The sequence below is a fragment of the Psychroserpens luteolus genome, assembly GCF_021032705.1.
Classification (GTDB): Bacteria; Bacteroidota; Bacteroidia; order Flavobacteriales; family Flavobacteriaceae; genus Psychroserpens; species Psychroserpens luteolus.
In genome coordinates this window covers 204,478-228,835 of the sequence record NZ_JAHVXI010000006.1, presented here as the reverse complement: position 1 = coordinate 228,835, position 24,358 = coordinate 204,478, and the positions used below count along the sequence as shown (strand labels likewise).

The window sequence follows — 24,358 nt, the reverse complement described above, 5'->3', positions numbered from 1 at the left end:
AACTTTAAATTTTGTCTAGTACTAATCCCTGAATTAGTTTCTTGTTACTGAACCTGTAGGTAAAGAAGACAAGTTTTGTCCAAAACTGTGAGTAGCAGGAGCAGTTTCATTTCCAGCTGTACCAACTAAAGGCTTGATAGCAAATGGTGCTGGAGAATCATCTGGAACTGGCTCTACAGAAATGACTACAGTACGTCCTCTAATATCTAAAGGAAATGTTTCGCCTGCAGGTGCATTCATAAAGAAATCTTCTCCTGGTACAGGGGGTCCAGATTGAGCTGTTCCACTAAAAGGAGCTGAATCATCAGCAGCATCAAATTCTGTAAAAGTTCCAGTAGACAAAGGCCCCGAATCTCCTACAACCCAACCTTCATATGCCCAACCAGCTGGTAAAACTGGTAAGTTAAAGTTTGGTGTTGGTGGCATACCTGGTGTTCCAAACCATACACCGTACTCATCATTCATATTATTTGTTCCTGTTTCATCTGTTGGAGTTCTTAAAAAGAACATCCCTGATGCCGAACTAAAATCTCCAATTAGACCAGTATTAACTGTTGCCGAATTCCCTGTAAACTCACCACGTAGTACTTTTGTATCAGCTGGCGCTGGATCTGGATCTACAGCAGGCTCTATAGAAAGCACAAATGCTGTTGCGCTATTTAATTGCGCTGTATTTACTGAAAATGTCTGCGGAAAAGTAATACTTGTAAATGTTCCAGTAGAAACTGGAGCGCCATCTACAATAATCCATCCTTCGTAAACAAAATTACTTCCTAGGGATTCTAGTCCACTAAGATTAAGAGTTAAATCTGAATTTGTAGGACCATTATTATCATCGTCACTACTGCATGAAGTGGCTACAAAAGATAAGGCCAAAACTGCTAAAAACATTTTTTTAATCATTGCTTTATAATTTTTAAAATTTATACTTCAAAATTATAACTCGTGATTCTCATAAAATGTTAGCTAGCTAACACAAGTGAAAAAAATTTAAATAATTATGCTGAATGCTTTAGAATTCTAATTTCTTTTCTGTTGAAATTAATATAGTTTTCTTCTTTAAGTTCGTTCAGAAGAATATTTAAGGTTGGTCTTGATGTTCCTATTAGAGAAGCAATATCTTTTTGTGTATAGGGATGCTTAATAACATGATCACCAGTTTTCGGACAATCATAACCATAATCTGTACATAATTCATCTAAGAATTCAACCAAGCGCGTTTTTGTATCTTTAAATAAAAGTAATTGAAGTCGGCGTTCTAATTTTTTGAATTTGAAGCCAATAAATTTATAGACCTTAAAGCTAAAGCTTTGATTGTCTCGCATGAGATCGTGCATAGTCGACACTCCAATTGGGCAAATAGATGTTGCATTATCTATAGACTGGGCAAATTCATCACGCTTGTTATCACCTAGAATCGCCTTTTCTCCAAATAGCTCTCCTTTAGAAAGAATAGCTTTAACGACCTCGTCGCCATTTTCAGTATAATACCCAATTTTTACTTTTCCTTTTTCTATGAGGTATACTTTGTTAGCCGAGTCATCTTCAAAATAGATGTAATCTTTTTTCTTATAAGCATCAAATTCATGATCTTTCTTATAAGCCTTAAACTTATGAGGACAAAGCACCTTGAACAGGTTAACATCGTCAAAGAACCACATTGACTGCATTTGGGAGTATTTTTTTGTTAGATTTTTATTGCAGTCGTTAAAATTTCAACTTCCTTACACTAGTTTATAAAAAAAGCTCCTGATTTCTCAAGAGCTTTTTTTAGTATAATTTTAAAACTACTGTTAGGCAGCGTTTTCTTTCTTAATTAAATTTAGAGCAGAACCTTCATTATACCAATCAATTTGTGACTGGTTATAAGTATGGTTCACTTTAATTGTGTCTTTGCTTCCATCGGCATGAACAACTTCAATTGTTAATTGTTTATGTGGCGCAAACTCATTTAAGTCTAAGAAGTTAAATGTGTCATCCTCTTGTATCAAATCATAATCATTTTCATTCGCAAATGTCAATCCAAGCATTCCTTGCTTTTTAAGATTTGTTTCATGAATACGTGCAAATGACTTCACAATTACAGCAGCAACACCCAAGTGACGTGGCTGCATAGCTGCATGCTCACGAGAAGATCCTTCTCCATAGTTATGGTCACCTATTACAACAGATTTTATTCCTGCAGCTTTATAAGCTCTAGCTGTATCAGGAACGCCACCATATTCACCTGTTAATTGGTTTTTAACAAAGTTGGTTTTCTTACCAAAAGCATTTACTGCTCCAATTAAGGTGTTATTCGCAATGTTATCCAAATGTCCTCTAAAACGTAACCAAGGTCCAGCCATAGATATATGATCTGTAGTACATTTTCCAAAGGCCTTAATTAAAAGCTTGGCACCAGTTATAGTATCTCCTAATGGTACAAATGGTGTCAATAATTGTAGTCTCTCAGAATCTAAAGCCACTTTAACTTCAACGCCACTTCCATCTGTCATTGGTTCTAGGTATCCATTATCATCAACATCAAACCCTTTTGGAGGCAATTCCCAACCTGTTGGTTCATCTAACATAACTTCTTCACCATTCTCATTGATTAATTTATCCGTTAACGGATTAAAATCTAAGCGTCCTGCAATAGCAATAGCTGCAGTTAATTCAGGTGAGGCTACAAAGGCATGCGTATTTGGATTTCCATCGGCTCGTTTAGCAAAGTTTCTATTAAACGAATGTACAATACTATTCTTAGGTGCATTTTTAGGATCTTCATAACGCGCCCACTGGCCAATACATGGTCCACAAGCATTAGTGAATATCTTAGCATCTAATTTTTCAAAGATCTCCAATATCCCATCTCTTTCTGTAGTATATCTTACCATTTCAGAACCTGGATTGATCCCAAATTCGGCTTTAGTTTTAAGACCTTTATCTAAGGCTTGTTGTGCTACAGAAGACGCACGAGATAAATCTTCATAAGATGAGTTAGTACAAGAACCTATCAAGCCCCATTCTACCTTTAATGGCCAATCATTAGCTTTAGCTTTTTCTGTCATTGTAGACCCAACAGCCGTTGACAAATCTGGAGTAAATGGTCCATTTAATAATGGTCCTAATTCTGATAAATTAATATCAATCACTTGATCAAAATACTGCTCAGGATTTGCATATACTTCAGCATCTGCAGTTAAGTACTCTTTAATTTCATTTGCTGCATCGGCAACATCTGGTCGGTCTGTTGCGCGTAAATAACGCTCCATAGATTCGTCATAACCAAATGTAGATGTCGTCGCTCCAATTTCAGCTCCCATATTACAAATAGTTCCTTTTCCAGTACATGACATAGACGTAGCTCCAGGTCCAAAATATTCTACAATAGCACCAGTACCTCCTTTTACAGTAAGTATATCAGCTACTTTTAAAATCACATCTTTTGGTGCTGTCCATCCAGAAAGTTTTCCTGTTAATCTCACACCTATTAACTTCGGAAATTTCAACTCCCAAGCCATACCTGCCATAACATCAACAGCATCTGCTCCTCCAACTCCAATGGCTACCATACCTAATCCTCCAGCATTTACTGTATGAGAATCAGTACCAATCATCATTCCGCCAGGAAAAGCATAATTTTCTAGAACTACTTGATGGATAATACCAGCTCCTGGTTTCCAGAAACCAATACCATATTTATTAGATACAGACTCTAAGAAATTAAACACCTCATTACTGGTATTAATTGCATGTTGCAAATCTGTAGTCGCACCAACTTTTGCCTGGATCAAGTGATCACAGTGTACTGTAGTTGGTACAGCAACCTTTTGCTTACCAGCTTGCATAAACTGCAATAACGCCATTTGTGCTGTTGCATCTTGACATGCCACTCTATCTGGTGCAAAATCTACATAATCTTTCCCTCTAGCAAAAGCCTTGGTTGGATTTCCATCCCAAAGGTGAGAGTATAATATTTTTTCAGAAAGCGTTAATGGTTTACCAACAATATCACGAGCAGCATCTACACGCTCAGACATATTTGCATAAACCTTTTTAATCATGTCTATATCAAAAGCCATATGTATTATTTAAAGGTTAATTATCATTTTTTTTAAGTCCTGCAAAAATACAAATTTTAAAGGAAATTTAAAAATATGTAATGAAATGCTGAAAACATTGAAAATAAATCAATAAATAGTGATTTTTTAATGATTAAAATGAAAAATTAACAAATAAACCATGCGAAAATTATTAAATTAACAATTCAAGCTTATTTAAAATGGTTCTTAATTTTCTTATGATCTCGAAGATTAGTCATTGGTTTTTCAAAAACCAAATATAAACAATAGGAACCAACTGTAGTAATTGCAAAATAAGCAATCAAATAGATAAATAACATGCTTGTAGATAATCCTTCAGTTGGAAAGAAGTGTTTTAACAGCTGCATAACCACCGAATAATGAATTAAATACATTGAATATGAGATCAAACTAATAACAGTCACAGGGACAAGTATGAATTTTGGTGCAGATTTAATTTGCGATAATACTGGCAGAGTAAAGACAATTGCCAAACTATTTATAGGCAAATACAGGACATTCCAGAAAAATGGATAGCCTTCAATAAACAATTGCTTTGCAGGCACAACAAAATTAAGTCCTAGAAAAACTAAAGAACCAATAGCAAAAAACAAATACTTATATCTTATCCAAAAGCCCTCCTTAGTCATAGCGACATATGCTGCCAAAACACCATAATAAATAGCATCAATTCTGTAAATTGTTACAGCTTTAAGGTTTACATTCCAAAAGATCATGCTGGTTTGTGGATGACTAAAATAGTATCCTATTTTAGTTAAAAAGAATATTAACACAATACAACTAGTTATGATTAAAAACAGTTTAGATTTACTAATCTTCAAGTTTAAAAACAATACCAGATATAATAACAATGGACCAAGTATATAGGCAAACTCTTCTATAGGTAAACTCCAAGATTCACCAAAAAACAAAGGCATTTCCCATGCAAAATTTTGGATAAAGAAAACGTATTGCCATAGATTCTCAGGTAATACCGTTCCAAGATAAACAGCTAAAAGCACATTAAACAAGAGAATTAAATAATAATTAGGCAATGTTCTAAACCAGCGTCGAATCCAGAAATAGGTCACATCTCTAAAACCAAAAGATGGTGATGTGAATAATTTGTAAATTAATCGTCCAATTAAAAAACCACTAAGCACAAAAAATACTTCAACCCCAACTAAACCAGCTACACTCATTAAATCTGTGAACACATTTTTTGTTTGAGGAAAAATCCAAACAGAATGAGAACAAACCACTAATAGTATAGCTATAGCTCTCATGACATCTAAACCAAAAATTCGCTTCTCGTAATCTATTTTCATACGTATCTCATCATTTTTTTTATCATGAGGGTTTCATTACATTTGAATATGCGCAGAACGTTTAAATTTATATTAATTTTTCTGGTTTTGATTCTTGTCGCTGGATTTATTTATTTTAAATCTTTAAAAACGCGACATCAAGAATTGATCAAATCCAAAATTTACTACACGTTAAATTTAGTAGATTCCGAATGGAAAAAAGATCTTAGCGATACTAAAGTGGTATATACATCACCCACTTTTGTCATTAGTAATATTTACAAATCTATGGAAGGTCCTAAATCTGATCAGTATGTGGTTATCGATGATACCAAGGAAGAATTATTGTTCCTTACCTCATTTAAAACCAATGCCGTATCTTCAGATGAGAAGCGAAAAATGTCTAACGATTTTGTATGTCATACCAATTTTGAGTATCGTGATGCAGAGCATTATAATCGTTGGAACATGACCAACCGTATCAATTCTCAGTATCCAAGAATCACCTCTATAAGTAATGGTGTAGAAGATTTTGAATTACCCGAAGGGTTTGGGTTTCCTGTATTTTCTAATGAACGCTTGTTTATTAATGCACAGGCTCTGAATCACAACATTACAGATTCCACGTTTAACATCAAACATAAAATTGAAATTGGATTCACAAAGCATAGTCAGACACCTCTCATTCCGCTGCAACCAAAAACAGTATTTATGATGTTTCCATTTGACCCAGACAATCCTTTTAAAGGACCAACAGAAGCATTACCAAATGCCTGTATTCCAGTAGAGACTAAAAATCACACTTATATAGACACTAAAGGAAATCCTTTGTCAGGACATTGGATTATTAAGCCCGGAAAACACAATTACACCTACGACACCTCAGCTCAGCTCAATATTAAAGACAGCATAAGATTACATCAAATTACCTCGCACTTACATCCTTTTGCTAATAGGTTTGTATTGAAAGATAAAACCACTGGTACGATTATTTATGATTGTAAGAGTGAAAATTTTAAGAATAAAATTGGCTTAAAGCGCACACCCTCTTTTTCAAGTCAGAAAGGTGTTTGGATGTACGAAGACCATGTCTATGAAATGCTATTGGAAATTGACAACACCACAGATAAAGATCAAGAAATGATGGCAAGTATGGCTATCTTTTATTATGATGGTGAAATGCAAGACAAGATAAGTGAACTCAAATTCTAGCCTTGTGAAATCTAAAATTTTCAGTCTTGCGATTCTACTGCTTTTTGCATGTAAAAGCAAAAATGAGCCTGCGGAATTACCCATTTTAAGCTATAATTATATCGACGGAAAAAAGAAACTCTACAAGGTCGATGATTATAAATTTATCAATCAGGATGGTGACATCATCACTTCATCTTCTACTGAGGGCAAAGTGCATACAATGAATTTTTTCTTTACAAGTTGTCCTTCTATTTGTCCACCAATGCGTATCAAACAATTGGAAATCGCAGATACTTTTTCTGAAGAAAAGGAATTCAAGCAATATTCCATATCCATTGATTACATAAAGGACACTTTAGAACAATTGCAGTATTACTCTAAAATTCACAATATTGATTCTAGACAATGGCAAGTACTGAGAGCCACTTCTGAAGAACAGTTAAAGAGCATTGCTAATACATTAAAGACGAACTTTAAACCTAACGAAGACGGAACCGATTTTTATCACTCAAGTTATCTGGCTTTGATAGACAAAGAACAGTATATAAGAGGATTTTACAATATTCTCCTAGATGAGGAAGTCGCTTTGCTAAAGGAAGATATTAAACGTCTGTTAGACTAATTAAAATAAACTTTTGATGATTTGATCATCAGTAATACCTTCAGCTTCTGCTTTATAATTTTTGATAATTCTATGGCGTAGAATCCCTGAAGCAACGGCTTGTATATTTTCAATATCTGGAGAAAATTTACCGTTAATTGCAGCGTGAGTTTTTGCTGCTAACACTAAATTTTGTGACGCTCTAGGTCCAGCTCCCCAATCGACAAACTCCGAAACTAAATCTGAAGCATCAGATCCATTTGGTCTTGTTTTTGCGACCATACCAACAGCATACTCTATCACATTATTGGCAACAGGAATGCGACGAATCACATTTTGAAAATCGATAATCTCTTGAGCCGTAAACAATGCATTAACTGTAGCTTGCTGATCTGTCGTGGTCGATTTCACTACTTCTACTTCTTCTTTGAATGATGGGTATTCTAAATTGATCGCAAACATAAAACGGTCTAATTGTGCTTCTGGTAACGGATAAGTTCCTTCTTGCTCAATAGGGTTTTGGGTTGCTAAAACGAAATAAGGTAAACTTAGTTTATAGTGATGTCCTGAAACAGTTACAGCGCGTTCCTGCATAGCTTCTAATAAGGCTGCCTGAGTTTTTGGAGGCGTACGATTAATCTCATCGGCCAGAATAATATTAGCGAAAATTGGCCCTTTAATAAATTTAAAATGTCTGTTTTCGTCTAATATCTCACTTCCTAATATATCACTAGGCATTAAATCTGGAGTAAACTGAATACGTTTAAAATCTAAACCTAAAGCTTGTGCTATGGTATTTACCATCAAGGTTTTTGCTAAACCTGGAACACCAATTAATAGTGAATGTCCGCCAGAAAATATGGAAATCAATATCTGATTAACAACATCATCCTGACCAACAATGACTTTGGCTACTTCGGTTTTTAGGGCATTATATTTTTTTACAAACTGTTCAATTGCAGCGACGTCAGACATATTATTTTTTTTCAGTTTTTAACCAGTTACTATTAAACTCACAACTTTTATAATCGTCAGAAATCTTAACATAGGTATCATAGATTTTCTCTTCTTGCCATTTCTGAATTTCTTTATATTGCTTTTCTTGTAAGGCTAAACTTTTAATTTTCAAATAGTCACGTGCAAAATCTGCTTCGTGTTCATCTATTCTATCAGTAACCGTTAATATTTTGAATTTTATTGGATTGATTCTGTCTTGATCTTGCAATACCAAACTAATTTCATTGTCTTTTAAGTCTTGAATTTGACCATAAAGCTCTGGATCCATTTTTGTTAATTCCATACTAGAATCTTGAGTATACGGATTTATAAGTTGACCGCCTTCGTATTTAGTTTCTTCCTCATCGCTAAACTCAAGAGCAGCATCAGCAAAGGTTAAATCTCCAGATAGAATACGCTCTCGCACTTTAGTAATTTTTTCTTTTGCTGCCAATACTGAAGATTCGGTAATTTCAGGTCGTATCAAAATATGTCTCACATCATATTCTTGTCCTCTAATTTTTTCTAACAAAATAATATGATAACCAAAATCACTTTCAAAAGGCTCAGAAATCTCTCCTTCCTGAAGTGAGAATGCTACATCGCGAAACTCTTTTACCATCTGCGGACGCTTTCTGTTTAACGTATAAGCTCCTCCCTTACCTCTTGCGGCTTTATCATCAGAGTAAAATACTGCCTTGGTCGTAAAACTCGCTCCATTTTCAATAACATCAGCTTTGAATTCTTTTAACTTATCAATAGCCGCTTGCTTTGCTTCTTCACTTATTTCAGGCATCACGACAATTTGTGCTACTTTAAGTTCGGTGCCAAATACAGGGCGTTCTTCTTTAGGGATACTATTAAAATACTCTCTAACCTCTTCAGGTGTGACCTCTACATCTGCAATGATCTTTCTTTGCATATCACCAGCGAGTTTAGCATTCTTATTAATTTCAAACATTTCCTCGCGTAAGCTTTCCTCACTGTCCTTATTATAAAATGATAATAACTCAGCCATCGATCCTCCTTTGGATTCTAAAAACGCATTAATCTGTTGTTCGATATTAGAACGAATCTCTAATTCATTTACCGTAATACTATCTTGAATAGCATGGTGTGCATATAATTTATCTTCTAAAAGCTTTCCGAAAAGTTGACATCTTGTGATTTCGGCGATAGATACACCTCTAGCTTGTAGTTGAATATATTCTTTATCGATATCAGAATCTAGAACGACAAAATCACCAACAACGGCAGCAACACCATCTACCTTTTTTCGTGCAGAGGTTTGTGTTGAATCCATTTTCTTTTTAGAATTGTCTACCTCGTCTGGAATTATTTCCTGAGCTGTAGATAGATTTACAGCAAACACACATACCATCGCTGTAGTGATAACCGATTTAATTGTAGACTTCAAATTGTTTGTTTTTAATTGCATCTTTGGTAATATCTTTTTCAAGTTGTTTAATCAACTCTAATTTTCTTTTGTTAATTACAATCTGTTTAATGGTAGGTTTTACATACTCTAAAGGCGCCAGATCATTTTGAGATAACACGTCTTTAATTTGCATCAAATATAGGTCTAATGAATCTTTGAGTTGTACAAAATTAGATTTTTTTAACAGTTCTTTTTTGTTTTCAGAATTTAGAACACTAATTTTTTCAGTAATCTGAGAGGCCTTCACCCACATGGAGTCATTAAGTGAGTAACTTTTAAATTGAACAGAGATCGAATCTAAATATCTTTTATCCTGTGCATCAAATCGTTTAAAGCGTTCTTCAATCTCATCTTCATTGATGGCATTTTGAGGAATCGTTATATAGCGAAACTTCACTAATTCCTCATTGAGTTTGAAAGCCTCTTGGTTTGCTTCATATACTTGTTTAGCTTGTGCTTCATCAACAATAGTATCTATACTCTTTATAACTAATGCTTCTAAATACGCTTTAGTATACAAATCATTTTTGTATTGATCAACCAGTTTATCAAAGTCCGTTTGCTTTTCTTCAGGTAGATTACGCTCTGCGCCATCTAACAGTAATTGTTGCGTTGCCCATCGCGTTATAAAGCCATTCACAATTTGTATGCTATCTTCCTTAGGTGTACCTTCAACTACTAAACCTTCAACATCCTCCTTATAAAGGTAACTTTCGCCAACTCTAGCTACAGGAACTCTATCATCTGTTTCTTTAAAAAAATCACATGATACAAAAGCTAAAGCTGACAGTATAAGGACAATTTTTTTCTTCAAATTACTTTTTTAAAATTTGTTTTTTTACACGTTTTAAAACCGAATCATTAAGTTTTACTTTAAAACGTTTACTCAATGTGTCTACCCAATTATCTTCGATATAGGCTTGATAATCGCTCACCACTTTACCTCGAGCTTCATCAAGTGTTTTATGTCCTGAAGGGAATACTTCCTTCACATAAATAACGTGATATGAGTCATTATGGTTATAAATTTTTGAGGTTCCTTTATTAAATTCAAAGTCTTTAGGTAAAGATGCATGTCCTTCTTCAAAAACATCTTGAGTAGTTATTAATGTAGAAGATTTTTCAGTAACCAATTTAGAATACATCTCATCAATATCTGCTCCATTTAAGAGGGCTTCCCTCAACTGATCTATTTTTCTTTCAGAAGCTGAAGATAAGATTACTGCATCTACTCTATCTTTCCAAGTATAATTAGTTTTATTCTTTTCGAAGAATGCTTTGAGACCAACCGAATCTTTAGTTGCTCTGTTCCAGACTTCTTTTTCCATTAAGTCGAACAGTAGTAACCCATCTCTATACTCTTTTAAAACAAAAGCAAAATCTTCATTTTCAAACTCTAAGTTATCTTCATGATATTTCAACACTTGTGCTTCATAAAAGGCGTTATATTCTGTTTCAATAAGAGCTTTAGGATTTGCTCTCCTATTATTATACTTTCGCTGATTACTCATTAAATGGTCTGAAAATGCTTTGTTAGATACTGAAACATCTCCAATTTTGATTAAAGTGTTATCTGCATCAAACCCTTCAGGTGTTTTCCATGCTTGTTTGAAATAAGCATCGGTTATGATACTCTCAAAATAGTTTAATCCCTTTTTATTTTCTTCTACCTTATATTTAGTTGCCAGTTTTTTCACCAAGGCAGAATTGATCAATTTAGATCTAGAATCTCGCTTTACTTTATTTTGAAGCTGCACCTTTACCTCTTCAAACGGTTGAATTCCTTTTTTACGAATTAACTTCATAATATGCCAGCCATAAGCTGTTTTGAAAGGCGCTGAAATATCGCCTTGATTTTCTAGAGAAAATGCAACATCTTCAAATTCTTTAGAGCTTAATTGTCCTCCAGTAAATGGCGCCAATGCACCACCTTTTTTAGCAGAACTTTTATCATTTGAAAATTGCCTAGCCAGAGATTCGAACTTTTCTCCTTGTTGAATCTTTTTATAGATTTGATTGATTCTCGTTTCAGGGACCACAGTACTGTCGTTCTGCTTATTAGAAATCATAATATGAGCTACAGTAACTTCTCCTAGTGATTTACGCTTATCAAAAACTTTAAGAATATGATAACCAAAACGAGTTCTAAAAGGCATAGATATTTCGCCTTTAGGTGTATTAAACGCAACTGTTTCGAAAGGATACACCATCTTAAACCCACCAAAGTAACCTAAGTCTTCGGCAAAAATGGTTTTACCATTATGCACTGCTTTTTGAACTGCTGCATAGCCCTCTTTTGCCACACGTTCACGTAATTCTAAAAGTTGATTATATACTGCTGTTGTATCAGTTTCAGTTTCGTCTAATCTCACCAATATATGAGACACCTTAACATCATTTGTTGTTCTGTGATAGGCTTCCTCAACTAAAGCATCTGTGACTTTATTATCAGCCATGAAGTTTTTAGTGAGTTGTTTTTTATAGTTATTGAACTCTCTTAAATAATTAGGGTCTTTATCAAGTTCTAAACGTCGAGCTTCTTTTACCTTTAACTGGTAATTGACAAAAAGCTCTAGATAAGCATCAATATCTTTCTGACTTTCATCTTTAACCAAATCAAGATTTTTATTATAAACTCTAATAAATTCTGAAGCCATAACTGGCTCCCCTTCAACAGTAAACAATACATCTTTATCTTTTACCTGAGCTTGTAAACCCAAGCTGAAACAAAGTAATATTGAAGTGACAAATAATTTCATGTACATTCTTTTTTTTAACGGCTGCGATACACCCATTGTCCCAAATTTATATTAAGATTTTAGTCTTATATCTCATTTAAACCTTAGGCGCTAATTTCAGCAAAAATAATATAATTAGCCTATAAAACAAGCTACAATTTTCAAACGAACAAGAATCAAATTTAGTGTAGAAAACTATGGGTTGTTAATTTTTGAATGGATTAAAATTAACCACTCATCTAAAATTATGGTTATTGGACATTATTTAACAATAACTCTACAAAAAACTAATTACATTTAAGACTGAATAATCCCTCTATATTCAAAATGAAATATACTACAGAAATAAAGGTCAATGTACCTTTGGATGAGTTTATAAAAAAAATGGACAATGTTGAAAACATGAAACATTGGCAACGCGGACTCGTATCTGCAGAGCACATATCTGGAACACCTGGTGAATTAGGTGCAAAAATGAAGCTCAACTACAAATTCGGTAGGCGTAAAATGGAACTTATCGAAACTATTACCAAACGCAAATTCCCTTATGAGTTTCATGCCAATTACACGACTAAAAGTGTACATAACGTTCAAAGGAATTATTTTGAAAAAACTAATGATGGTTTTACAAAATGGACTTCCAAAACTGAGTTTTTACCACTAAATTTGGTTATGAGGTTTATGCTGTTTTTAATGCCAGGTCTATTTAAAAAACAAAGCCTTAAATACATGCAGGATTTCAAAAATTTTGCTGAAGAAGGAATATCTGTTGCCGATGCGTAAACTAAAACTTATCTGGGATTTTCGAGGACCTGATGCCTTGAAAATTGCCGAACACCATGTAAAACATCTCAAAGAATATATCGTTATTCAAAAAACAAATCTCGACATCACAGGTTTTGAACAGCTTTCAGAAATGCACTACATTGCATTTATGGTGGTAACCGACGATGAAATGAAGCCTATTAGAGATGCCCTAAAGCCGCATCGAGGACAAATCTATTCAGACAAATAATTATGAAAAAACAAGTACTGCTTTTCGCTCTAACTACATTAATCTTAAGTTGTGAAACAGATAAAAAGGAAGACAACAAAACCGTGAATTACGTTAAAGAATCTCATTCATACGCACAACCTAACACATCTGTAATCAAACATTTAGACCTTAATATAGATATCGATTTCGACACTAAAACCATTGATGGCACAGCTACTTACGCTATTGAAAACAATAATGCGTCGGAAATTATTTTAGATTCAAAATTTTTAGACATTATACGTGTAGAAGCCGATGGAAAAGACACTCAATTCACTCTTGGTAACTTTGATGAACAATTAGGTCAGCCATTAACTATTTCTATAAAAAATGATACCAAGCACATTTCGGTACATTACAAAACCACAGATAAAACTGAAGCTCTGCAATGGTTAAATCCGCAACAAACTACAGACAAAACAAATCCGTTTTTGTTTACACAAGGTCAGGCTATTTTAACACGCACATGGATTCCCATTCAGGATAGTCCGCAAATTAGAATCACTTATGATGCGACTGTTCATGTCCCTAAACACCTTATGGCAGTGATGAGTGCCGAAAACCCAAAGCAAAAAACTACTGATGGTTCCTATTCTTTTAAAATGAAACAACCCATTTCGCCTTATTTAATTGCTCTAGCTGTTGGTGATTTAGAGTATAAAGCAGTAAGTCATAGAACTGGTGTTTACGCAGAAAAATCTTTGGTGGATAAAGCCCAATCTGAATTTTCTGATATGGAAAAAATGGTTGTTGCTGCCGAGAACTTGTATGGCGATTATGACTGGGATCAATTTGATGTGATTGTACTTCCTCCAAGTTTTCCGTTTGGTGGAATGGAAAATCCACGACTCACATTTGCCACGCCAACCGTTATTGCTGGAGATAAGAGCTTAACTTCTTTAATTGCACATGAGTTGGCACATTCATGGTCTGGAAATTTAGTAACCAATGCCACTTGGAATGATTTCTGGCTCAATGAAGGATTTACCGTTTATTTTGAAATTAGAATCATGGAAGCGCTCTACGGAAAAGATCGCGCCAATATGATCGCGCTTATTGGCAGACAAGATCTTGAAGAAGAAGTTGAAGGGTTTAAAGACGAACCTGATATGACTAAACTAAAATTGGATCTAACTAACAAAAATCCAGACGATGGCATGAATAGTATTGCCTACGACAAAGGCTATCTCTTTTTAAGAACACTCGAGGAAAAAGTAGGACGGGAAAAATTTGATGCTTTTCTCAAAAACTATTTCAAGGTTAATGCCTTTTCTACTGTAACTACTGAAGGTTTTGTGGATTATCTCAATTCGAATTTACTAGAACCAAATGGTATCAAATTTAATGTTGATGAATGGGTTTATCAACCAGGAATACCAGATAATCAAGCGATAATTGTATCCAATAAATTTAAAAATGTTGAAAACACATTAGGTTCATTTATCGACAACCAATCAGTAGATGTGTCAAAAACAACAGCATGGACGACTCAAGAATGGGTGCATTTTATTAGAAATTTCCCTGAAACAATCACAACAGACGATTTGAAACGTTTTGATGAAGCGTTTAATCTCACTAATACAAGTAACTCCCATGTTGCTATGGTTTGGTATGAACAAACCATTAATCATGATTATCATGGTAAGAATGTAGATCGGCATATCGAAGACTTTTTGATACGTGTAGGACGACGTTGGTATGTTTCGACTTTATACAAAGCCTACAAACGAAATGACAAAGTGGACGAAGCTTTAGCTATCTATAAAAAAGCGAGAGCCAACTATCATTCGGTAACAGCTAATACTATTGATGACATGTTAGGCTATCGTGGATGATATACGTCCTGAAAAGTAAATTAGAACATATAAAATGAAGAAAACATTCTTATTATACATGTTATGCTTTTGTCTTTACTATGTGAACGGACAGAATACCAACACAATCAATATTGGAAAAATTGATACTATAACCTCCAAAATATTAAATGAACAAAGGCCATTATGGATTCATGTTCCAGAAGGCTATGCCAAGAGTATTTTTAAAAACAAAAAATACCCTGTTGTCTATCTCCTAGATGGTGATGCACATTTTTACTCTGTGGTAGGAATGATTCGACAGTTAAGCACTGTGAATGGAAATACCGTTTGTCCAGAAATGATTGTAGTTGGGATTCCAAATACAAATAGGATGAGAGATTTATCACCTACAAAATCAAGTTCAAAATCTTCTTATTCAAACAGTCTAATTAAAAACACAGGTGGAGGGGATCAATTTATTTCATTTATTGAAAACGAGTTAATTCCTTATATAGATTCAAATTACGCAACAGAATCGTATCGTATGTTTATTGGTCATTCATTAGGAGGTTTAACCGTTATGAATACCTTAGTACACAAACCCGAATTATTTAATTCTTATGTTGCCATTGACCCGTCGATGTGGTGGAATAACAATAACTTATTACAAAAAATCAAGACTATAAAATTCGATAAAAGATACAAGAATAAATCTCTTTTTTTAGGTATAGCAAATACCATGAATGAAGGTATGGATATCGTAAACGTTCGAAAAGACACAACCAAAAGCACTAGACACATAAGAGCTATTTTAGAACTAAAATCGGTACTAGAGAACGATTCTTTAAACAATTTATCCTTTAAAGGACTATACTACAAAGACGACACTCATGGCTCTGTCCCACTAATCGCAGAGTATGATGCCTTACGCTATATTTTTGATTTCCATCAAATAAAAATAAACAACAAAGACCTAATAGATCCTAATTATGATAGTCTAGGCAAAGTAAAAGCATATTATACAAGACTGTCAAAGGAATTTGGAAGAGACATTAAACCAGAATTATACTATATTTCAAACTTGGGGTATAAGTGTATGGAACTGAAACAATTTGAAAAAGCCGAACAATTTTTCAAATATAATGTCGCTAATTACCCAGAACACTCATATGTTTATGATACTATTGGAGATTTATATGTGGTGATTGGTAATAAAGAAAAAGCCATAGAAAATTTTAAAAAATCGCTATCTTTAAATAAGAATTCTTATGCCAAGGAAAAATTAGAAAAAATAGAAAATGAATAAATTCATGTTCTGTTTTTTTGTGTGCATGCTTTGTTGCTATTGCTTTTCAGGCAACAATTAGAGCTTAGATTTATGACAATTGAACATACACTTTCAAGAGAAATAATTAGTCGTAAAAAGAATTTAAATACTACGATAGTAGCTATTTGTGGAGCAGCAGATTTGGGTAAATCTCATATTGCACAAAATATAATTAGACATCTAGAGCATTACAATCAATCTGCTAATCATTTAACCTTAGATTCTTATCTAATGCCTAGAGAGGATAGGCTTAAGAAAAACTTAAGTGGTTATCAAATAGAAGCTTACAACATAGATTTAGCACTAAAAAATCTGATTACCATTAAAAACAAAGAGTCTATTACATTTCACCCATATCACCATAGAAAAGGTGAAAATGCAAATAATACAATCACACTTACTAATTCAGACATCTTAATATTTGATGGTTTACATGTGATGCATCCTACTTTTTTGCCGTATATTGATATGTCAATTTTCATTTCTACTAATGATGATGTTCTAAAACAAATAAGACGTGATGCAGACCTGATAAAAAGAAATTATACGCTAAACTTTTCTGAACAAATTTCAGACAGTGAATTTAACTTATATAAATCTAACATTGAACCTTATAATAAACTCGCCAATTATAAAATATTCTTAGAATCAAAATGGCATTATAAACTAATCTAACACTATGAAAAACCTATTTTTAATCATCACATTAGTTACATTCACAAGCATTTTTGCTCAAGTTAATGACAGCAAAGATGTTCCATTCATTGAAGTCATAGGAACTGCAACTCAAGAGGTTGTTCCTGATATTATTTCTATAGAGATCACTTTATCTGAAAAAGTAGTGAATAGAAAAAACTATACTATTGTTGAACAGGAAAATAACCTTAAGACTAAATTAAATGCCTTGAATATTAGTTTAGACAAACTATCACTTTCAGATTCTAATTCGATAATCCTGAGAAACAAAAGACGACAAACTGGTGTCAAACTCACTAAGGAATTTATTCTTACTGTCAATACTTCAGAAGAAGTAACTAGTGTATTTAGAGCCTTAAATGATATAAACATCAATGAAGCATCAATTGTGAAAACCGAAAGTTCAAAAATAGACACTATTAGAAGAGAAGTGCGGATCGAAGCCATTAAAGCGGCAAAAGAAAAAGCGGCTTATCTGTTAGAAGCCATTGATGAAGAACTTGGAAAACCTATAGAAGTTAAGGAATACTTAGGCAACAACTATGGGATTTTAGCGCAAAGCACAAATACTATTATTAATAGACCTAATGCCTCTTTTAGTCAAGACCTATCTGGTTTTAATCAAATAAATTTTGAAACCTTTACTGTGAAATTTTCCTATTATATTAAATACGCTATTAAATAATCATGATCCCTTTTAATCTTGAAGAATCTATCGGTATTCTTGAAAGAACACCAGAAGTTTTAAGTGCTATGCTTAATGGATTACCTGAGCAATGGCTTAAATCTAATGAAGGCGAGAATACCTGGAGCCCTTATGATATTGTTGGCCATTATATTTATGGTGAAAAGACAGACTGGATTGTTAGAGCTAAGATTATCTTAAGTACATCTGAAAACAAACAATTTGAACCTTTTGATCGTTTTGCCCAATTTGGTGAAGATCAAAACACGCCTATTTCAGAATTAATAGCAGAATTTAAAACACTAAGAGAAAAGAATCTTAATACTCTAAAATCTTTTGAGTTAACTAATACTGATTTGATCAAGAAAGGAACTCATCCAGAATTAGGCAATGTCACCCTACAAGAACTTTTATCGGCTTGGGTGGTTCATGATTTAGCTCATCTCGCTCAAATTAATCGGGTCATGGCTAAGCAATACAAAACTCATGTTGGTGTTTGGAAAGCCTTTATGGGAATACTCAGCCAATACTAATTTAACGGAAGTAATCTCATGAAAATAAAAACCCTGAACGGCATAACTAACGAACAATTAGTAGACGTATTTAACTTGTCGTTTTCAGATTATTCTATTCCGTTTCATTTAACATTAGAGCAATTGGAGTCAAAGTTATATGCAGACCATATAGATTTAAACATATCGGTTGGTGCATTTGATAATGATCAACTTGTTGGTTTTATGTTACATGGCATTCAAACGATAAACGAGAAAAAAATAGTATATAATGGAGGTACTGGCGTTATTCCAACTAAACGCGGCCATGGCTTAACCACAAAAATGTATGAATTTATTAATCCCATATTAACACAACAACATATTGACAAGGTTGTTTTAGAAGTCATCTCAAATAACATTCAAGCTATTAAATCCTATAAAAGAGCTTGTTTCAAGAAAAAAAGGACACTTCATTGCTATAAAGGATATTTGAATAGCTCAAAATGTTCGAATACTCTGGTAATAAAAGAACTATCGGAATACAATTGGGACCTCATGCAATCATTTTGGGACATTAGGCCTACCTGGCAAAATGCGTCTCACGTTTTGAACAAATTAAAAGAAAAGAACCATCTTATTGGTGCCTTTATTGGCGATACACTTGTTGGATACTTGGTTTATAATGCCAATAGTAAACGGCTTCAGCAAATTTCAGTACGTAAAGATTTCCGAAGACAAAAAGTAGGAACAGCACTAATTAACTACATCATTGAAAGATTTGGAAGTACATTATCCATAATTAATGTAGACGAACGTTCTACATCAACAAACGCTTTTTTACATGCTATTGGATTAAAACATTTCTTAAGTCAGTTAGAAATGACATTAGACTTAAATACACACTAAGATTATGACAGGAGAAACCAACCTAAGACAACTCATAAAAGGAATGACACCAAAGCTTAATCAAGGTAACTTTGTATTTTGTACTATTAAAGATTTTAGCAACATTAGTAGAGCAGATACATTATGTGAATTTAAAGAACCTGAAGGGATAACTATAGTAATCGAACAAAGAAAGGCAGATGCTTTAAACCTCAACTACGACTTTATTGCATCTTGGATCACATTAATGATTCACTCATCATTGGACGCTGTTGGTTTAACTGCTGTATTTTCAAATGAACTGGCAAAGCATGATATAAGTTGTAATGTTATTGCAGGCTATTATCATGACCATATTTTTGTAGATAAAAAGTACGAGAACAAAGCGATAAACGTATTGAAAACCTTATCCAAAAATTATATATAAAGATTATCTGGGATAGCGCTTTTGTATGTCCCTAATCAAATATTCTAAGCCATTAAGTTTTAACTCATATACTTGTGTAAGCATATCGCCAAGCTTACCTTTTGGAAATCCTTTGTTATGGTACCATACGATATAATACTCTGGCAAATCGATAAGGTAGCGTCCTTCATATTTACCAAAAGGCATTTTAGTATGAGCTAATTTAATGAGGAAATTTTTATCTGGTTGAAGCATTCTATTTAGACTTGAAGTCTTCAAACTTTTTAAGTTCATCCTTTACAAACTGAGACCAAATGGCTTGCTGCTCTTTGTTTATGGAGTTTTGACTTTGCGTATCGTAAGCATTCTGCATTCTAGCAAGATCTTCGTTAGCTTTTACATGAACGCGTCTCAGATCTTCTTTGATATGCTGTGACATATTGAGTTTTGAGATGTCGTAACGTAGTTTTCTAACATGTAATTCTGTAATATCAAAATGCAATTGTTCATGTGCTAAAATATGATCATCACCTTTAGCTTTAATGTACCAAGATTTTTCAGGGTAAAAATGTGCTTCTACCTTAGCTTTAAAACTCAACAACTCGTCATTGCTATTTTGCTTAACCGAAAATGAAAACGTAATTCCTGAGGCTGTTACTGCGACTGCATCTGTATCAGTACCAACAGGTCCTCTAAAATCTGCCCAAGTTAATTTTTTTGATTCACTCCATGTAATCGTAACCTCATCATTTGAAGGTAGACTAAGAAAACATAAACAAATAATTAAAAATCTAATCAACATTATTTCCAGTTAAACGCGATATCCTTTTCGATATCAGGATGTAAACTGTAATGTACAGGACAAGTATTTGCTGTGCGTTCTAAAATTGCTCTTGTCTTTTTATCAGCTTCAAAAGGGAAGTCTAAAACAACCTCAATTTTAGAAATACGTCTAGGCTCAGCAGCCATCGTTTTAGTAACATGAGCAGTAGTACCTGCCATATCAACGCCCAAATCTCTAGCTTTTATACCCATAACGGTTATCATGCAACTTGCTAATCCTGTAGCAACAGTATCTGTAGGTGAAAACGCTTCTCCTTTACCATTATTGTCTGTAGGAGCATCTGTTATGAATGAATTATCAGATTTAAGATGCGTACTTACGGTTCTTAAATCGCCTAAATAAGTGACTTTAGATGTCATAATTTTGCTTCTACAATCGTTAAATTATCATATTTTACAATATAAACGGCTTCATTGTAATAGCCTCCGAACAATTTTTTAGAATATCTAAACTTGTTCTCAACATATTCCGTTTCAATTTCACTAGATGAAGCTTTATATAGGTCTTCTCCACTAGCCAATCGCAACAATAAATCTAATGTGAGATCAAAACCTCTAACAGCATATCTGTTAGGACTTACATTATACTGTCTTCTGTAGGCTCTAACAAAATCATTTCTGGAAGACGAAATATCTGTAGTTTTGTTTGGTGATGGATAATGAAACTTCAAATTAGACAAGTGATAGTTCGAAATCTCTCGTCCTTCAAATGCATTATTTTTATCGGTTGTCATCAATATAATCTCCTTTCCAACAGAACTCATTCCATTAATCATACTAATCACATTAGATGCAAAACCTTCATTATCGGTCTCAAGAAAAACAACATTCTTCCCATTAGCGAATACATTAGCAATATCAGTTTGATAGATAAAGAAAGCCTCTTCACCTTTCTTATTTTTTCTCGAAAAAATTTGTTTTGCAGAAGGAAACTCAGTTTTAAGTTTATCACTAATTCTTTTATGTTTTGAATCTGAAATGACCACAATATTTTTTGGTAAAGAGTCAGATTTTACAAAATTAATGATCGTTTCTTCTAATAAATCACTAGATGGAATCGTTTGAAACACGTTATCATATAACTTCTCTGGCATGGTTAAAGGCGATAATACAGGAACATTATCCCGTTTCAACTCTAAAGCAACTCGATCTAAGTTTTTTGGTAATAAAGGACCAATAACTGCATCATATTCAGAAAAATCATTAGCATCTAAAATATTCGAAACTTCTGACGGTTGGTTTCTCGTATCAAACACCTTAAGGTAAGTCGAGATACCTAAACGCTTGGCTGAATCTATAGCCATTAAAGCGCCAGCATGAAAATCAAGAGATACCGATAGTAACGCATCTTTTCTAATTGCTTTTTTTGCCTCTTGAACAGAATCTACATCAACTCTATGCATTCTATATGGTAACATTAATGCAATTCGTTTTTGACTTAGATTTGTGAGATTATTAGACAAATTAGTGTTTTCTAAATCCTTAACCACTAGCTCAGTTTTAGCAGTTTGTGGCACACGAAGTACCATACCTAGTTTGAGTCCACCCTCTTTCAACTCAGGGTTTAATGTTTCCAATTCCTCTTGAGTAACACCTAACTTTCTGTTAAGTGCCATGTATCCTTCACTTTTTAAAACCGTGTAATAGTTATAGTTTTCTTCTACAGGTTTCTCTTCATTATTACTAATATTAGGAACATTAACTTCTTGACCAGGCTGTAACACTTCACCTAAATTCGGATTTAAAGCTTCTAATTCAGGAACAGTAATACCAAATTTATAAGCGACGCGCCATTTTCCTTCTTTAGGTAATACTTTATATTTTTTAATTGTATTATTAAGAGATACTTGACTAACTATTGTTTTGTACTTCGGAATTTTTATCCTGTCGCCTTTTCGTAAATTTTCAGAATACAAATAGGTATTATACTTCTTGATCTCTTCAATAGGCACATTGTAATCTTTCGATATGCTATATAATGTCTGTTTACGCTTAACTTTATGTTTTTTAAAACCAGTAATTTCTTTAACAGGTTCTTGAATAGGGTCATTTTTTACTCGTGATGTTGGAATGATCAAAACCGTATTTGGTCCAATCTTATTTTTTGCATCAGGATTAAGTGCATAAATATCAAAAGGAGTTACCAAGTATAACTTTGCAATACCTTCAATAGTCTCACCTTGTTTAACCTTGTGCGTTTTATAATCTTGCGCAAAAGCAGAGATACTGCATAGCAAAACAAGAATGATTAGAACTAGTTTTTTCATTTATAATTTATTTATATGGTGCATATATTAAACGCATTTATTCCCATTCAATTGTAGCTGGTGGCTTTGAACTAATATCATAAACCACTCTGTTTACACCTTTAACTTTATTAATAATTTCATTTGAGGTCTTTTGCAAAAACTCATAAGGTAGATTTACCCAATCTGCAGTCATACCATCAGTACTTTCAACTGCTCGTAAAGCAACACACTTCTCGTATGTACGCTCATCTCCCATAACTCCAACACTATTTACTGGTAAGAGAATTGCTCCTGCTTGCCATACTTTATCGTATAAATTCCATGATTTCAGATTGTCGATAAAAACAGCATCTACCTCTTGTAATATACGAACATTTTCTCTAGTTAGACTACCCAAAATACGAATTGCCAGTCCAGGACCAGGAAATGGGTGACGACCTAAAATTGATTTATCCATTCCCATTGATGCTCCAACACGTCTAACCTCATCTTTAAATAAGGTTTTTAGAGGCTCTACAACCTTTAACTTCATGAAATCAGGTAATCCTCCAACATTGTGATGACTTTTTATTGTTGCGCTTGGTCCTCCAGTTGCCGAAACACTTTCTATAACATCTGGGTATATAGTACCTTGAGCAAGCCATTTCACATCTTTAATAAGGTGTGCTTCATCATCAAAAACCTCAATAAACACACGACCTATAGCCTTTCTTTTTAGCTCAGGATCGCTTATATCTTCCAAGGCATCCAAAAAGCGTGCCGAAGCGTCTACACCTTTTACATTAAGCCCCATTCCTTCATATTGTTCCAATACACTTTCAAACTCATTTTTTCGAAGTAATCCATTATTTACAAAAACACAATAGAGATTTTTACCAATGGCTTTGTGCAATAATATAGCTGCTACAGATGAATCAACACCTCCAGATAAACCTAATACCACTTTATCATCTCCTAGCTTTGCTTTGAGTGCATCTACCGTTTCTTCAACAAACGAATCTGGTGTCCAATCTTGATCTACCTGACCAATATGTACAAGAAAGTTTTCCAATAATTGTTTTCCATCTGTAGTATGATACACTTCAGGATGAAACTGAATAGCATAAGTCGTTTCACCTTCTATTTTAAACGCTGCGTTCTCTACGTCATGAGTACTTGCTAATAGAACAGCATTTGTAGGTAACACCTTTATGGTATCACTATGGCTCATCCAAACCTGACTTCCTTTTGAAATACCAGTGAAAAAATCTTCACCTTCTTTTACAAAATCCAAATTAGCTCGCCCATATTCTCTAGTATTGGAAGGCGCGACTTCTCCTCCTGAAAAATGAGCAAGATATTGGGCGCCATAGCAAACTGCAAGTAACGGCTTTTTGCCTCGTATTTGAGACAAGTCAGGATGAAGTACATCTTCGCCTCTTACAGAGTTTGGGCTACCAGATAAAATAACAGCTTTAAAGCTCTCAGAATCTGCAGGAATTTTATTAAATGGATGAATTTCGCAGTAGATATTTAACTCTCTAACGCGACGCGCAATAAGCTGTGTGTATTGCGAACCGAAATCTAAAATTAGGACTTTGTTGTGTTGCATGTGCAAAAGTAA

The 24,358-nt window shown here is 33.8% G+C and carries 24 protein-coding genes; 11 read left to right on the top strand and 13 right to left on the bottom strand.

Features of this window, described 5'->3' with window-relative positions; all coding sequences use genetic code 11:
* Positions 1 to 33: 33 nt before the first annotated feature.
* The 4 genes from KWG70_RS15305 to KWG70_RS15290 all read right to left on the bottom strand — a co-directional run bounded on the left by KWG70_RS15305 (position 34) and on the right by KWG70_RS15290 (position 5,392).
* The gene (locus KWG70_RS15305; RefSeq protein WP_230936915.1) at positions 34 to 903 is read right to left on the bottom strand and encodes an anti-sigma factor; all 870 of its coding nucleotides are present in this window, start codon (positions 901 to 903) and stop codon (positions 34 to 36) included.
* A 95-nt stretch (positions 904 to 998) separates the two neighbouring features.
* Positions 999 to 1,670, bottom strand: a complete 672-nt coding sequence (locus KWG70_RS15300; RefSeq protein WP_230936914.1) for a Crp/Fnr family transcriptional regulator — start codon at positions 1,668 to 1,670, stop codon at positions 999 to 1,001.
* A 123-nt stretch (positions 1,671 to 1,793) separates the two neighbouring features.
* Complete coding sequence (locus KWG70_RS15295; protein ID WP_230936913.1) at positions 1,794 to 4,064, bottom strand: aconitate hydratase; 2,271 nt, start codon at positions 4,062 to 4,064, stop codon at positions 1,794 to 1,796.
* 191 nt (positions 4,065 to 4,255) lie between these two features.
* Positions 4,256 to 5,392: an acyltransferase family protein gene (locus KWG70_RS15290; RefSeq protein WP_230936912.1), complete on the bottom strand. Its 1,137-nt coding sequence runs from the start codon at positions 5,390 to 5,392 to the stop codon at positions 4,256 to 4,258.
* 144 nt (positions 5,393 to 5,536) lie between these two features.
* Here KWG70_RS15290 and KWG70_RS15285 point away from each other — a divergent pair, with 144 nt between their 5' ends.
* Both KWG70_RS15285 and KWG70_RS15280 read left to right on the top strand, forming a co-directional pair.
* Complete coding sequence (locus KWG70_RS15285; protein WP_230936911.1) at positions 5,537 to 6,583, top strand: hypothetical protein; 1,047 nt, start codon at positions 5,537 to 5,539, stop codon at positions 6,581 to 6,583.
* A gap of 4 nt (positions 6,584 to 6,587) precedes the next feature.
* Positions 6,588 to 7,187, top strand: coding sequence for an SCO family protein (locus tag KWG70_RS15280; RefSeq protein WP_230936910.1), 600 nt, complete (start codon positions 6,588 to 6,590; stop codon positions 7,185 to 7,187).
* On the opposite strand, the gene KWG70_RS15275 is transcribed toward KWG70_RS15280, so the two are convergent.
* Genes KWG70_RS15275 through KWG70_RS15260 form a run of 4 tightly spaced genes read right to left on the bottom strand, consistent with a single transcriptional unit; the run spans position 7,188 to position 12,359 of the window.
* On the bottom strand, positions 7,188 to 8,141 hold the full coding sequence (locus tag KWG70_RS15275) for an AAA family ATPase (RefSeq protein ID WP_230936909.1): 954 nt from the start codon (positions 8,139 to 8,141) through the stop codon (positions 7,188 to 7,190).
* A 1-nt stretch (position 8,142) separates the two neighbouring features.
* The gene (locus KWG70_RS15270) at positions 8,143 to 9,600 is read right to left on the bottom strand and encodes a peptidylprolyl isomerase (protein WP_230936944.1); all 1,458 of its coding nucleotides are present in this window, start codon (positions 9,598 to 9,600) and stop codon (positions 8,143 to 8,145) included.
* Positions 9,563 to 10,414: a peptidyl-prolyl cis-trans isomerase gene (locus tag KWG70_RS15265; protein ID WP_230936908.1), complete on the bottom strand. Its 852-nt coding sequence runs from the start codon at positions 10,412 to 10,414 to the stop codon at positions 9,563 to 9,565. Before KWG70_RS15265 ends, KWG70_RS15270 begins: the two co-directional genes overlap by 38 nt.
* A gap of 1 nt (position 10,415) precedes the next feature.
* Positions 10,416 to 12,359 carry a peptidylprolyl isomerase gene (locus KWG70_RS15260; protein WP_230936907.1) on the bottom strand — a complete coding sequence of 648 codons (1,944 nt, stop codon included), beginning with the start codon at positions 12,357 to 12,359 and terminating at the stop codon, positions 10,416 to 10,418.
* A gap of 306 nt (positions 12,360 to 12,665) precedes the next feature.
* Between KWG70_RS15260 and KWG70_RS15255 the strand changes: the two genes are divergently transcribed.
* From KWG70_RS15255 to KWG70_RS15215, 9 genes are all read left to right on the top strand, one after another.
* Positions 12,666 to 13,121: an SRPBCC family protein gene (locus KWG70_RS15255; protein ID WP_230936906.1), complete on the top strand. Its 456-nt coding sequence runs from the start codon at positions 12,666 to 12,668 to the stop codon at positions 13,119 to 13,121.
* Positions 13,114 to 13,353 carry a hypothetical protein gene (locus tag KWG70_RS15250; RefSeq protein WP_230936905.1) on the top strand — a complete coding sequence of 80 codons (240 nt, stop codon included), beginning with the start codon at positions 13,114 to 13,116 and terminating at the stop codon, positions 13,351 to 13,353. Before KWG70_RS15255 ends, KWG70_RS15250 begins: the two co-directional genes overlap by 8 nt.
* 2 nt (positions 13,354 to 13,355) lie before the next feature.
* On the top strand, positions 13,356 to 15,209 hold the full coding sequence (locus KWG70_RS15245; RefSeq protein WP_230936904.1) for a M1 family metallopeptidase: 1,854 nt from the start codon (positions 13,356 to 13,358) through the stop codon (positions 15,207 to 15,209).
* 34 nt (positions 15,210 to 15,243) lie between these two features.
* Positions 15,244 to 16,476 carry an alpha/beta hydrolase-fold protein gene (locus KWG70_RS15240; protein WP_230936903.1) on the top strand — a complete coding sequence of 411 codons (1,233 nt, stop codon included), beginning with the start codon at positions 15,244 to 15,246 and terminating at the stop codon, positions 16,474 to 16,476.
* A gap of 72 nt (positions 16,477 to 16,548) precedes the next feature.
* Entirely contained in the window at positions 16,549 to 17,172 is a 624-nt protein-coding gene (locus tag KWG70_RS15235; RefSeq protein ID WP_230936902.1) for a uridine kinase family protein, read from the top strand.
* A gap of 4 nt (positions 17,173 to 17,176) precedes the next feature.
* Positions 17,177 to 17,878: an SIMPL domain-containing protein gene (locus tag KWG70_RS15230; protein WP_230936901.1), complete on the top strand. Its 702-nt coding sequence runs from the start codon at positions 17,177 to 17,179 to the stop codon at positions 17,876 to 17,878.
* Positions 17,879 to 17,880: 2 nt separating this feature from the next.
* Positions 17,881 to 18,411, top strand: a complete 531-nt coding sequence (locus KWG70_RS15225) for a DinB family protein (RefSeq protein ID WP_230936900.1) — start codon at positions 17,881 to 17,883, stop codon at positions 18,409 to 18,411.
* An 18-nt stretch (positions 18,412 to 18,429) separates the two neighbouring features.
* Positions 18,430 to 19,278, top strand: a complete 849-nt coding sequence (locus KWG70_RS15220; RefSeq protein ID WP_230936899.1) for a GNAT family N-acetyltransferase — start codon at positions 18,430 to 18,432, stop codon at positions 19,276 to 19,278.
* Positions 19,279 to 19,282: 4 nt separating this feature from the next.
* Positions 19,283 to 19,684 carry an ACT domain-containing protein gene (locus KWG70_RS15215; protein ID WP_230936898.1) on the top strand — a complete coding sequence of 134 codons (402 nt, stop codon included), beginning with the start codon at positions 19,283 to 19,285 and terminating at the stop codon, positions 19,682 to 19,684.
* Positions 19,685 to 19,687: 3 nt separating this feature from the next.
* Here the strand turns inward: KWG70_RS15215 and KWG70_RS15210 are convergent, their stop codons facing one another.
* Genes KWG70_RS15210 through guaA form a run of 5 tightly spaced genes read right to left on the bottom strand, consistent with a single transcriptional unit; the run spans position 19,688 to position 24,346 of the window.
* Positions 19,688 to 19,918 (bottom strand): DUF3820 family protein, encoded by a 231-nt coding sequence (locus KWG70_RS15210; RefSeq protein WP_230936943.1) that lies wholly within the window; start codon positions 19,916 to 19,918, stop codon positions 19,688 to 19,690.
* A 1-nt stretch (position 19,919) separates the two neighbouring features.
* Entirely contained in the window at positions 19,920 to 20,465 is a 546-nt protein-coding gene (locus KWG70_RS15205; protein ID WP_230936897.1) for a DUF922 domain-containing protein, read from the bottom strand.
* Positions 20,465 to 20,866 (bottom strand): OsmC family protein, encoded by a 402-nt coding sequence (locus KWG70_RS15200; protein WP_230936896.1) that lies wholly within the window; start codon positions 20,864 to 20,866, stop codon positions 20,465 to 20,467. The genes KWG70_RS15205 and KWG70_RS15200 overlap by 1 nt, the downstream gene beginning before the upstream one ends.
* Complete coding sequence (locus KWG70_RS15195; RefSeq protein WP_230936895.1) at positions 20,863 to 22,773, bottom strand: PBP1 and LysM peptidoglycan-binding domain-containing protein; 1,911 nt, start codon at positions 22,771 to 22,773, stop codon at positions 20,863 to 20,865. Before KWG70_RS15195 ends, KWG70_RS15200 begins: the two co-directional genes overlap by 4 nt.
* A gap of 37 nt (positions 22,774 to 22,810) precedes the next feature.
* Positions 22,811 to 24,346 carry a glutamine-hydrolyzing GMP synthase gene (guaA, locus tag KWG70_RS15190; RefSeq protein WP_230936894.1) on the bottom strand — a complete coding sequence of 512 codons (1,536 nt, stop codon included), beginning with the start codon at positions 24,344 to 24,346 and terminating at the stop codon, positions 22,811 to 22,813.
* Between the last annotated feature and the right edge of the window lie 12 nt (positions 24,347 to 24,358).